The sequence below is a fragment of the Maribacter sp. UBA3344 genome (genome assembly GCF_002362375.1).
GTDB lineage: Bacteria > Bacteroidota > Bacteroidia > Flavobacteriales > Flavobacteriaceae > Maribacter > Maribacter dokdonensis.
This window is the reverse complement of sequence record NZ_DERI01000022.1, coordinates 28,444-40,704: the sequence shown is the minus strand read 5'-3', so window position 1 is coordinate 40,704 and position 12,261 is coordinate 28,444. Positions and strand designations below refer to the sequence as shown.

The following is a 12,261-nucleotide window of genomic DNA, read 5'->3' as shown; positions in this document are numbered from 1 at the left end:
AATTAGCAATTAGCAAAAGTTAAATATTTCGAATTAAAAAGCCGGGTTATTTTCTTATCTCATGTAATAGAATTGCCGTTGCAGAAGCCACATTTAAGCTCTCCGTGGTTTTTTCGCCAAATTGAGGTATTGCCAATCTATCTGAACATAATTCAGCAACGGTATTTGACACTCCTTTTCCTTCATTACCCATAATCATGATTCCTTTTTTAGGTAATGTGGTAGTATTTACATTATCGCCGTCCATAAATGTTCCATAAATGGGTAATTCTGTTGCCCCTAAAAATGTACTTAACGACCTATATTGAATATAAACCCTTGTTATAGACCCCATGGTTGCCTGCAACACTTTTGGATTATAACAATCCACCGTATCTTTTGAACAAACAATATCGTTGATACCAAACCAATCGCAAAGCCTTATAATAGTACCCAAATTTCCTGGATCTTGAACACCATCGAGCACCAAAACCCAATCAGAGTCTATTTTTTCTACTTTTTCAGGAATATAAAATACACCAAGATACCCATTTGGGTTCTTTAAGCTACTCATTTGACTTAGCTCCCTTGCAGTCACTTGCGTTACCTCATGACCGCCAATATCCAAATCACCTGGGTCAACGGCGAACAATTTGTATAGTCTCATTTGAGATTTCACAACTTCTTCCAAGGTTTTTTTCCCCTCTATTACAAATAGTCCGTGCTCAATTCGGCACTTTTTTTGCTGTAGGCTTTTGATAAGTTTCAATTCACTTTTGACAACCATTCAAATAATGTATTTTTGATTTCTATGAGGATGGCACTTTGCTCCAAAAACATCATGGCTAAATTAAGCTTATTATCCCTACTGGCAATAGTCTTGTTATCCTGTAACTCGCTAAAGAAGGTTGAGGATGATGAACTCTTGGTGATTAAAAACACCATTTATGCTGATTCTATAAAAGTTAACAACGAAGAATTAGAAAGTCTCGTCTATCAAAAACCGAATTCTACTGTTCTAGGATACCCTTTAAGGTTAAATTTATACAACCTTGCCAAAGAAAACCCTGATTCTTCTTACAACGCTTGGTTATACAGAAAAGAGAACAGAAAAAAAAGACTGGATAAACTGCTTTCAGAAAAGCAAGTGGAAAGATTAGGCGAATCTTTTCTGGTCAAGGGACTAAGTAATTGGCTAAAGGATATTGGCGAAGAACCCACTGTTTTAGATACTACCAAAACAAGATTAAGTCTAGAAAAATTAAGCGCCTACTATCAGAGCAAAGGCTATTTTACCAACAATACCACGTATGTAATTGATAGCGCAAGGTATAAAAAGGCCAAGGTAAATTACCATATTGAATTGGGTGACCCCTATATGATAGATTCTTTAGGTAACAACATCTCATCTAGAGCAATAGATTCGTTATATTTTTTAAACGCCGCAAATTCACTGATTAAAGAAGGGCAACAATTTGATCTTTCAAATTTTAACGGAGAACGTGAAAGACTAACAGGCATTTTCAGAAATAATGGCATTAGAAATTTTCAAGAAAGCTCTATAACTTTTGATATTTTAAGAGATACCGCTAGAGCTGCAGACGATCAAAAGATGAACATCACCCTTAATATAGGTGACCTAAAGACAAGAGGTGAAAATGAGGTAACCACTTCTGCTTATAAAGTTGAGAAAATCGATAAAATAAATATTTATACAGATTATCTTTCAACAAACAATCAAGATTCCATTTACACTATAGACTACCAAGACTATACCATTCACTATTCTAAAAATTTTGACATCAAACCTAAAACCTTGGCCAATGCCATTTTTTTCAAAAGAGATAGTATTTATAGAGATGTCGATAAAATTAGAACGTCAAGGCAATTAAACGCACTAAACGTTTTTAAGTACCCAAACATAATATTTGAAGCAGACAGTCTTGGCAACAAAGTAAACACCAACATCTACTTGGCTCCTAAAACAAAATACGCATTGGGTACCAACTTTGAAGTGAGTAGATCTAATTTAAGAAGACTTGGTGTTGGTTTGGGCACCACCCTACTCATTAGAAACATCTTTAAAGGGGCGGAAAATTTGAGTATCTCGGCAAATGGTTCTTATGGTTTATTAAGCAGTAACACCTTTGAGGCAAATTATTTTTCCGAATTTGGCGGAGACATTTCTTTAGATTTCCCTAGAATATGGTTTCCTTTCATTAATACATCCAGAATTATACCTAATTATACATTACCAAAAACCAGAATTGCTATTGGTACCAATTTTCAAAATAATATTGGTCTGGACAAACAAACCTTCAATACCGTTTTAGGATACAGCTGGACACCAAGTGATTTTGTAAACCACGATGTTGAGCTTTTAAATATTCAATTTGTAAGAAATGTGAACAGTAATAGGTTTTACAATGTTTATACAAATACCTACGAACTATTAGATGAAATTGCAGATTCTTATGAAGACGCTACGCTATACCCAGAACTGGCAGAATATTTTGAAACAGATGATAGTGATGATGATCTAAATTTGATCATACCTAGTGGTACAAGCGGATTCACCAATGCTATACTAGACGGCACAGTAAGTGCTACAACAGATGATTTTGAAGATGTAAATACTATTGAAGAAAGAAGAATAAGACTTACAGAAAACAATTTAATATTTGCATCTAACTACACTTTTAATAAAACGAATAGAACCGGTGTTCTAGATAACACTTTTTATCAATTTCGTTGGAAAATTGAAGGTGCCGGCAACGTACTGTCTGCATTCTCCACTTTTATCCCGTTCAATAAAAATGACGATGATCAACTTTTGGTTTTTGGTGTTCCCTTCTCGCAATACATAAAAAATGAATTTGAATATGTAAAATATTGGGATTTAAAACGGTCTAACGTTTTGGCCGCAAGAGCATTTTTTGGCATCGCTATTCCATACGGCAACTCTGATAACATACCTTTTGTTCGTAGTTATTTTGGCGGTGGATCTAATGACAACAGAGCTTGGTTCCCATATTCATTAGGACCCGGAAGCACTTCTGCTATCAACGATTTCAACGAAGCCAACCTAAAATTAGCTTTAAATCTTGAATATAGATTTCCTATTGCAGGAGATATTAACGGGGCGATCTTCGCTGATGCCGGTAATATTTGGAACGTGCTAGATAATGTTGAAGATCCAGATGCTACTTTTGACGGTTTAGCATCTTTAAAAGATATTGCCCTTGGTACTGGCATGGGTCTTAGATATGACTTCACCTATTTCCTATTTCGATTAGATTTAGGCTTTAAAACTTATAACCCAGCTGAAATTCAGTCTAAAAGATGGTTTAGAGATTATAATTTTGCCAATGCTGTTTTGCAAATTGGTATCAACTATCCCTTTTAAATATAATTGTTTTATTACTTTTGTTTTTCATTTTTTTAAGAAACAAACAACAACATAATTATGGCTCACAACATAAAACCGGGAGTTGCAACCGGAGATGAGGTTCAAGAAATCTTCAACTACGCAAAAGAAAAAGGATTTGCACTACCTGCAGTAAACGTAATAGGTTCTGACACTATTAATGGCGTTTTAGAAACTGCAGCTAGCTTAAATGCTCCTGTAATTATACAATTCTCTAATGGCGGAGCTCAGTTCAATGCCGGTAAGGGCCTTTCAAATGATGGACAGCAAGCTGCTATCTTAGGTGCAGTTGCAGGTGCTAAACATGTACACCAATTAGCAGAAGCTTATGGTGCTACGGTAATTTTACATACAGACCATTGTGCTAAAAAATTATTGCCTTGGATAGACGGACTTTTAGATGCAAGTGAAAAACATTTTGCAGAAACCGGTAAATCTTTGTTCAGCTCTCATATGATCGATCTTTCTGAAGAGCCTTTAGAAGAGAACATTGAAATATGTAAAGGTTATTTAGAGCGCATGAGCAAAATGAACATGACCTTAGAGATCGAATTAGGTATTACAGGTGGTGAAGAAGACGGCGTAGATAATTCTGATGTAGATGATTCTAAACTATACACTCAACCAGAAGAAGTAGCATATGCTTATGAAGAACTTTCTAAAGTAAGCCCTAGATTTACAATTGCCGCTGCTTTCGGTAATGTTCACGGGGTATACAAACCTGGTAACGTAAAATTGACCCCAAAAATCCTTTTGAACTCTCAAGAGTATATTTCTAAAAAATATGGTGTAAAAAACAATCATATTGATTTCGTATTCCACGGTGGGTCAGGCTCTACTGTTGAAGAAATTAGAGAAGGTATTAGCTACGGAGTAATTAAGATGAACATTGATACCGATTTACAATATGCGTTCTTAGCAGGTGTTCGTGATTATGTTCAGGACAATAAAGATTATTTACAATCTCAAATAGGTAACCCTAAGGGAGCAGATGAACCAAACAAAAAATTCTATGACCCAAGAGTTTGGTTAAGAAAAGGAGAAATATCTTTTATTGAAAGATTGAAAAAAGCATTTGAAGATTTAAATAACGTAAATACGTTATAACAACTTAGGATAACCATAAAATGGATGATATGACGGCTTGGTTTAAAAGAAAAGAAAAGGGTATACAAACCTCTACCGAAGAAAAGAAAGACACACCTAAAGGCTTGTGGTACAAATCTCCCACAGGCAAAATTGTTGAGTCAGACGATCTAGCAAAAAACTTTTATGTAAGTCCAGAAGATGATTATCACGTAAGGATAGGAAGTAAAGAATACTTTGAAATTCTGTTCGATGACAATAAGTTCACTGAACTTGATGAGAAGCTTTCTTCTAAAGACCCTTTAAAATTCGAAGACACCAAAAAATATAGTGAGCGTTTAAAAGCAGCTCAGAAAAAAACAGGGTTGAAAGATGCTGTTAGAACAGGCTTTGGTAAGTCTTTTGGCAAAGACATTGTTATTTGCTGTATGGATTTTAAATTTATAGGAGGCTCAATGGGTAGTGTTGTAGGTGAGAAAATTGCCCGCGGTATAGATCACGCCATTAAGAAAAAAGTGCCTTTTATGATGATTTCTAAATCTGGTGGTGCTCGTATGATGGAGGCTGCCCTGTCATTAATGCAATTGGCAAAGACATCTGCTAAATTGGCTCAATTATCCGAAGCTGGTTTGCCGTACATTTCTTTATGTACAGATCCAACAACGGGTGGTACAACTGCATCGTACGCTATGCTAGGTGATATCAATATTGCAGAGCCAGGTGCACTTATTGGTTTTGCAGGTCCAAGAATTGTAAAGGATACTACAGGTAAAGATTTACCTGAAGGTTTTCAATCTTCAGAATTTTTATTGGAACACGGCTTCTTAGATTTCATTTCACATAGAAGAGATTTAAAGAGAAAAGTTAATCTTTACATAGATTTAATTCAAAATAACCCGGTAAGAGCAGAAAAAACTTCTGCTTAATATTTTAATGATAAAACATCTTCATTAAAGATATTACGGTCCATCTTAGAGTGCTCGCCCTATCAATTGATTCGGCGAGCATTTTTGATTATAAAATATACTGCACATTTCAATAATAGTTGTATATTTGCGCCCTGATTGAAAAACAATCACATACATAAAAATCATTTAAAACAATATTGGAATGTATTTATCAAAAGAAGTAAAAGCCGAAATTTTTAAAAAATACGGCGGTAGTGCAGAAAACACTGGCTCTACAGAAGGACAAATTGCTTTGTTCACACACAGAATCAACCACTTGACCGGTCACTTGAAAAAGAATCACAAAGATTACAACACTGAGCGTTCACTTGTAAAATTGGTGGGTAAAAGAAGAAGTCTTTTAGATTACATGATTAAAAATGACATTGTAAAATACAGAGAGCTTATTAAAGAACTAGGTATTAGAAAATAATTTTTAAAAAGGGGATAGTTAACTATCCCCTTTTTTTTAAGTACTCCATGCCTTAGGAGTTAAAGCCAAGTATTTTGGTAAAGGCGAACAAAAAGCTACACACGGTTTTTCATTGGTCAACACAACAACACAACAACTCCGACCAGAGAAAATTTCAGTCGGAAAGACCATTGTTTAACAAATCTGCATGAGCAGGTTTTAATCGAATTTTATGATTCCAAAAGTATTTAAAGAGGTCATTGACCTTGGGGATGGTAGAGAAATTTCTATCGAAACCGGAAAATTGGCAAAACAGGCACACGGTTCTGTTGTTGTACAATCAGGAAAATGTATGTTATTATGTACAGTTGTTTCCAACTACAAACAAAGTGATGTGGACTTTCTTCCACTAACGGTAGATTACCGTGAAAAATTTGCTGCTGCGGGTCGCTACCCAGGTGGTTTCTTTAAAAGAGAAGCAAGACCAAGTGACGGCGAAGTATTGACCATGCGTTTAGTGGATCGTGTTTTACGTCCATTATTCCCAAAAGATTATCACTCTGAAACTCAGGTGATGATTCAATTAATGTCTCATGACGAAGACGTTATGCCAGATGCTATGGCAGGTTTAGCAGCTTCTGCAGCTATTCAATTATCAGATTTCCCTTTTGAATGCCCAATTTCTGAAGCTAGAGTTGGTCGTGTAAACGGTGAATTCATTATTAACCCAACTAGAGCACAATTAGAGGAGTCTGACATCGATATGATGATTGGAGCATCTGCAGATTCTGTTATGATGGTTGAAGGTGAAATGGATGAGATTTCTGAAGAAGAAATGACCGAAGCAATTAAGTTTGCTCATGAAGCCATTAAAGTACAGTGTGCTGCTCAAGTTAAATTAGCAGAAGCTTTTGGTAAAAAAGAAACACGTGAGTACGAGCCAGAAAGAGAAGATGCTGATTTAGCTCAGAAAATTCACGACATGGCATATGATAAAGTATATGCTGTTGCACAAGCAGGTTCTGCCAAACATGAACGTAGTGCTGCATTTGGTGAAATCAAGGAAGAAATTATCGCTTCTTTTTCTGAAGAAGAACAAGCAGATTTCGGCGGATTAATTTCTAAATACTACAGCAAAGCTGAAAAAGCCGCTGTTAGAGATTTGACATTAAATGAAGGTTTGCGTTTAGATGGTCGTAAGACAGATGAGATTAGACCTATTTGGTGTGAGGTAAACTATTTACCTTCTACTCATGGATCATCTATTTTCACACGTGGAGAAACTCAAGCTTTAGCTACGGTTACCTTGGGTACAAGTAGAGAAGCAAACCAAATAGACATGCCGTCTTACGAAGGTGAAGAGCGTTTCTATTTACACTATAACTTCCCTCCTTTTTCAACAGGTGAAGCAAGACCTATTCGTGGAACATCTCGTAGAGAAGTTGGTCACGGTAACTTGGCTCAACGTGCATTAAAAGGAATGGTTCCCGAAGATTGCCCTTACACAGTGCGTGTAGTATCTGAGATTTTAGAATCTAACGGTTCTTCTTCTATGGCTACTGTTTGTGCTGGTACTATGGCAATGATGGATGCCGGTGTTCAATTGAAAAAACCTGTTTCCGGTATTGCAATGGGATTGATTACAGATACTGAATCTGGAAAATATGCTGTTCTTTCCGATATCTTAGGTGATGAAGATCACTTAGGTGATATGGACTTTAAAGTAACCGGTACTGCCGATGGTATTACTGCTTGCCAAATGGATATTAAAGTAAAAGGATTGTCTTATGAAATTCTTGTAAATGCTTTAAAACAAGCTCGTGACGGTCGTTTACACATTTTAGGTAAAATAACCGAAACTATTGCAACACCAAATGCTGAGGTTAAGGATCACGCACCTACAATGGTTACTAGACGTATACCTAATGAGTTTATTGGAGCATTGATCGGTCCTGGTGGAAAAGTAATTCAAGAATTACAAAAAGAAACCGAGACTACTATCGTTATTAACGAAGACCCTGTTACCGAAGAAGGTATTGTTGAAGTACTAGGTGTTGGTAGCAAAGGTATTGATGCTGTTATGGCAAAAATAGATTCTTTATTATTTAAGCCAGAAGTTGGTAGCGTTTACGAAGTAAAGGTTATTAAAATGTTGGACTTTGGTGCTGTTGTAGAATATACAGATGCACCAGGTAATGAAGTATTGTTGCATGTATCTGAATTGGCTTGGGAACGTACAGAAAATGTAACCGATGTTGTGAACATGGGAGACGTATTCGACGTGAAGTACTTTGGTATAGACAAACGTACCCGTAAAGAAAAAGTATCTCGTAAAGCACTTTTACCAAAACCAGAAGGCTTTGTGGAAAGACCACCACGTGATGATAAACGTAGAGACGATCGTCGTGGAAACGATCGTAATCGCGATAGAAAACCTAGAAGAGATTAACTCTCTGTAAGTTTATTCTTAAAGCCTCGACTAATCAGTTGAGGCTTTTTTTGTGCCGTTCAACGGAAAAATGAACTTTTTTTTATTGAATTGTAACATTCGGAAGATTTTTACGTATAAGTATATGCAGTCTATGCAAATTGAACTTAATTTATTTTAATGAGACAGCTTAAGATTACAAAACAGGTCACCAATAGAGAGACCGCATCTTTGGACAAGTACTTACAAGAAATTGGAAAAGTGGACTTGATTACCGCTGATGAAGAAGTAGAGTTGGCACAACGCATCAAGGCAGGCGACCAGATCGCTCTTGAAAAACTTACCAAAGCCAACCTCAGATTCGTGGTGTCAGTTGCCAAGCAGTACCAAAACCAAGGACTTACTTTACCGGATTTGATTAACGAGGGAAACCTTGGTCTTATCAAAGCTGCACAGCGTTTTGACGAAACGCGAGGTTTTAAATTTATCTCATACGCCGTATGGTGGATCCGTCAATCTATATTACAAGCTTTGGCAGAACAATCTCGTATCGTTCGTTTGCCATTGAACAAAATTGGTTCTATCAATAAGATCAACAAAACTTTTGCCTTTTTAGAGCAAGCGCATGAAAGAATGCCTTCTCCAGAAGAAATTGCGAAAGAATTGGATATGACCGTTGATGATGTAAAACAATCATTGAAAAACTCAGGTAGACACGTATCTATGGATGCTCCTCTTATCGATGGTGAAGATTCTAACCTTTATGATGTACTTCGTAGTGGTGAGTCGCCAAACCCAGATAGAGAATTGTTACATGAGTCTTTACGTACAGAAATTGAGCGTGCTTTAGAAACTTTGACTCCTCGTGAGGCAGATGTTATTCGTTTATACTTTGGTCTTGCAGGTCAGCATTCTATGACACTGGAAGAAATTGGTGAAACTTTTGACCTTACAAGAGAAAGAGTTCGTCAAATTAAAGAAAAAGCTATCAGAAGATTAAAGCATACTTCTAGAAGTAAAATATTGAAAACGTATTTGGGTTAAGAATTCAATGCGATAAAGTTATAAAATTACACGTTAATCTTTCCTTAAATTGGCAATATTGGCATATTAGTTGTAATTTTAACGGTAACAACAGTTTATCATGACTGTTCGTTTTTTGATTGATGAATAAACTCCGGCTGATTACCGGAGTTTTTTCATTTATAAAGGTTACTATAATTCGTCTTCTAAAAAGTACCCCTTGTTAAATTCTTAACGATCTTTGCCTATCTTAGGAGCTTACCACCATGCTAATGAGGCACATATCACTAATTTTAATAATTCTACTATTGTTTAATTCGTGTAAAATATCTGATAACACCAAAGAATTTAACGGCTACCCTACGCCTGTTGATGAAAATCTCTGGATTACCTATGGTAAAAATTCCACTTCATTTAAACTATGGTCCCCAAATGCAGAAGAAGTAATATTAAGATTATTTAAAAAAGGTAATGATGTTGAAGCTTTTGATATATATTCCCTTAAAAAGTCAACCACTGGCGTATGGCACATAGCAGTTCAAGGAGATTTGAATGGAACATACTACACTTACCAGGTAAAGCACAACAATAAATGGTTAGATGAAACTCCCGGTATATATGCGAAAGCAGTAGGTGTTAACGGCAATAGAGCTATGGTGATAAATATGGAATCCACTAATCCTATTGGGTGGCACAATGATCGTTCTCCTCTGTTAAAACAACCAAATGAAGCCATTATTTATGAGCTACATGTGCGTGATATGACCATACACCCACAATCTGGTTCATTCTATCCGGGTAAATATTTAGGGTTAACCGAAAAAGGTACCACTGGAAATAATAATGTATCCACAGGTATTGACCATTTAAAGGAACTGGGTATTACACATGTGCATCTTTTACCCACTTTTGATCACTACGCTATTGACGAGACCAATTTAAATACACCTCAATTTAATTGGGGGTACGATCCTAACAATTATAACGTTCCAGAAGGTTCATTTTCAACAGATCCATTTAATGCGGAAGTACGTATTAGGGAATTTAAACAAATGATCAAAGCTTTTCATGACAATGGCATAGGTGTAATTATGGACGTTGTTTACAACCATACGGGCAGAACCGATACTTCTAATTTTAATCTTGAAGTTCCCGGTTATTATTACAGACATTGGGTAGACGGATCTTATTCAGATGCCGCTGCCTGCGGTAATGAAACTGCTTCTGAACGTAGTATGATGCACAAATTCATGATAGAATCTATCACCTATTGGACCAAAGAATATCATATTGATGGTTTTAGGTTCGATTTAATGGGCATTCATGACATTGAGACCATGAATAATGTTGCAGATGCCGTTCTAAAATTAAATCCTGATGCATTACTTTACGGTGAAGGGTGGACCGCAGGAGATTCTCCTTTACCGGAAGAAAAGCGTGCTCTTAAAAAACACATGCAACAATTACCAAAAATTGCAGCTTTTAATGACGATTTACGTGATGGACTAAAAGGGTCTGTTTTTGATGACCAGAGTTTAGGTTTCGTAAGTGGTGACAAGAATAAACAAGAGTCCATAAAATTTGGAATTGTAGGAGCTATTCAGCATCCTGATGTTAACTACAACAGTATTAATTATTCAAATACCCCTTGGGCCAATGAACCTTGGCAATCTATAAATTATGTCTCTTGCCATGACAACCACACACTTTTTGATAAACTGAAAATTTCAAGACCAGATGCTGACGTAGAAACGTTAATAGCCATGGATAAATTAGCGAATGCCATCGTACTGACCTCACAAGGCACTCCTTTTCTACATGCCGGTGCAGAAATGCTACGTACTAAAAATGGGAAACATAATTCATATAACCTGCCAGATAGCATTAATCAGATCAACTGGAATTGGAAAATTGAGAATCAGGAAGTGTTCAAATACTACAAAAATTTAATTCGCTTACGAAAAGAGCATCCTGCATTTTATATTGCCAATGCAAAAGAAGTTCGCGAAAAAGTAAAATTCCAACAGACCAATGATAGCCTTGTTTCTTTCATTATTGATCACAATGCAAACAATGACAATTGGCAGAAAATACTGGTCATTTATAACGCATCAAACAAAAAAATAGATTATAAAATTGATGGCGTTTGGCATAAAGCCGTTTCAGGTAGTACCTTTGACTTTGAAGGTTTACAATTAGTAAAAGATACCATTCAGGTTCCTGCACTTTCCATGTACGTTGCCTTTCAAAAATGAGTATTATTTATAATATAATCCAATCATATGAGTTCAGATTCTCAGCCCAATAACCCACTTCACGGTGTAAAGCTCGTGACCATTTTAGAAGAACTTACAGAGAAATACTCTTGGGAAGATTTAGCAGGACAAGTAAATATCAATTGTTTTAAAAGTAACCCTTCTATAAAATCAAGTTTAAAGTTTTTACGTAGAACACCATGGGCCAGAGAAAAAGTAGAACATTTATACTTACAATCCTTTAAAAAATAATGGGCTTTCATATTGTACTTATAGAACCTGAAATTCCTAACAACACTGGTAACATTGGCAGATTGGCACTTGGCACCGGTTCTACCTTACATTTGGTTAAACCTTTTGGTTTTGAGCTAAGCGATAAACGATTAAAAAGAGCGGGGCTAGATTATTGGCAACATCTTAATGTGGTCATGTATGAAAACGTAGATGCGTTTTTTAAAGAACATGATTACAAAAAAATGATTTTCTTCTCTGCTACCGCAACCAAAAATCATTGGGAAATTGATTTTGAAGATGACATGTTCTTAGTTTTTGGAAAAGAATCTGTTGGGCTACCTAAGGCCTTATTAAACAAACACCAAGAAAACGCGGTTAAAATACCATTATACAGTACACATATTAGAAGTCTTAATTTGGCAAATGCTGTTGCTATTTCCATTTATGAAGGTTTAAGACAAATCAACTAA

General features: G+C 36.0%; 10 protein-coding genes. 9 read left to right on the top strand and 1 reads right to left on the bottom strand.

Annotated features, from left to right (window positions below; genetic code table 11):
* Positions 1-46: 46 nt before the first annotated feature.
* Positions 47-766, bottom strand: a complete 720-nt coding sequence (locus B2Z27_RS14430; protein WP_286814168.1) for a TrmH family RNA methyltransferase — start codon at positions 764-766, stop codon at positions 47-49.
* Positions 767-820: 54 nt separating this feature from the next.
* Here B2Z27_RS14430 and B2Z27_RS14425 point away from each other — a divergent pair, with 54 nt between their 5' ends.
* From B2Z27_RS14425 to B2Z27_RS14385, 9 genes are all read left to right on the top strand, one after another.
* The gene (locus tag B2Z27_RS14425; RefSeq protein WP_286814167.1) at positions 821-3,385 is read left to right on the top strand and encodes a BamA/TamA family outer membrane protein; all 2,565 of its coding nucleotides are present in this window, start codon (positions 821-823) and stop codon (positions 3,383-3,385) included.
* 60 nt (positions 3,386-3,445) lie between these two features.
* Positions 3,446-4,513, top strand: a complete 1,068-nt coding sequence (gene fbaA / locus B2Z27_RS14420; RefSeq protein WP_058106044.1) for a class II fructose-bisphosphate aldolase — start codon at positions 3,446-3,448, stop codon at positions 4,511-4,513.
* Between the two features lie 29 nt (positions 4,514-4,542).
* Positions 4,543-5,418 (top strand): acetyl-CoA carboxylase, carboxyltransferase subunit beta, encoded by an 876-nt coding sequence (gene accD, locus B2Z27_RS14415; RefSeq protein ID WP_286814186.1) that lies wholly within the window; start codon positions 4,543-4,545, stop codon positions 5,416-5,418.
* A gap of 184 nt (positions 5,419-5,602) precedes the next feature.
* The gene (gene rpsO / locus B2Z27_RS14410) at positions 5,603-5,872 is read left to right on the top strand and encodes a 30S ribosomal protein S15 (protein WP_058106043.1); all 270 of its coding nucleotides are present in this window, start codon (positions 5,603-5,605) and stop codon (positions 5,870-5,872) included.
* 211 nt (positions 5,873-6,083) lie between these two features.
* Entirely contained in the window at positions 6,084-8,300 is a 2,217-nt protein-coding gene (locus tag B2Z27_RS14405) for a polyribonucleotide nucleotidyltransferase (RefSeq protein ID WP_091602187.1), read from the top strand.
* Between the two features lie 159 nt (positions 8,301-8,459).
* Positions 8,460-9,323 carry a sigma-70 family RNA polymerase sigma factor gene (locus B2Z27_RS14400; RefSeq protein ID WP_058106041.1) on the top strand — a complete coding sequence of 288 codons (864 nt, stop codon included), beginning with the start codon at positions 8,460-8,462 and terminating at the stop codon, positions 9,321-9,323.
* A 251-nt stretch (positions 9,324-9,574) separates the two neighbouring features.
* Positions 9,575-11,557, top strand: coding sequence for a type I pullulanase (pulA, locus tag B2Z27_RS14395; RefSeq protein ID WP_286814166.1), 1,983 nt, complete (start codon positions 9,575-9,577; stop codon positions 11,555-11,557).
* A gap of 27 nt (positions 11,558-11,584) precedes the next feature.
* Complete coding sequence (locus B2Z27_RS14390) at positions 11,585-11,809, top strand: VF530 family DNA-binding protein (RefSeq protein ID WP_068482283.1); 225 nt, start codon at positions 11,585-11,587, stop codon at positions 11,807-11,809.
* Positions 11,809-12,261: a tRNA (cytidine(34)-2'-O)-methyltransferase gene (locus B2Z27_RS14385; protein WP_286814165.1), complete on the top strand. Its 453-nt coding sequence runs from the start codon at positions 11,809-11,811 to the stop codon at positions 12,259-12,261. The genes B2Z27_RS14390 and B2Z27_RS14385 overlap by 1 nt, the downstream gene beginning before the upstream one ends.

Excerpts from the sequence above, each read along its gene's own strand:
- B2Z27_RS14430 (WP_286814168.1), bottom strand. The coding sequence starts at position 766 with ATGGTTGTCAAAAGTGAATTGAAACTTATCAAAAGCCTACAGCAAAAA.
- B2Z27_RS14425 (WP_286814167.1), top strand. The coding sequence starts at position 821 with ATGGCTAAATTAAGCTTATTATCCCTACTGGCAATAGTCTTGTTATCC.
- fbaA (WP_058106044.1), top strand. The coding sequence starts at position 3,446 with ATGGCTCACAACATAAAACCGGGAGTTGCAACCGGAGATGAGGTTCAA.
- accD (WP_286814186.1), top strand. The coding sequence starts at position 4,543 with ATGACGGCTTGGTTTAAAAGAAAAGAAAAGGGTATACAAACCTCTACC.
- rpsO (WP_058106043.1), top strand. The coding sequence starts at position 5,603 with ATGTATTTATCAAAAGAAGTAAAAGCCGAAATTTTTAAAAAATACGGC.
- B2Z27_RS14405 (WP_091602187.1), top strand. The coding sequence starts at position 6,084 with ATGATTCCAAAAGTATTTAAAGAGGTCATTGACCTTGGGGATGGTAGA.
- B2Z27_RS14400 (WP_058106041.1), top strand. The coding sequence starts at position 8,460 with ATGAGACAGCTTAAGATTACAAAACAGGTCACCAATAGAGAGACCGCA.
- pulA (WP_286814166.1), top strand. The coding sequence starts at position 9,575 with ATGAGGCACATATCACTAATTTTAATAATTCTACTATTGTTTAATTCG.
- B2Z27_RS14390 (WP_068482283.1), top strand. The coding sequence starts at position 11,585 with ATGAGTTCAGATTCTCAGCCCAATAACCCACTTCACGGTGTAAAGCTC.
- B2Z27_RS14385 (WP_286814165.1), top strand. The coding sequence starts at position 11,809 with ATGGGCTTTCATATTGTACTTATAGAACCTGAAATTCCTAACAACACT.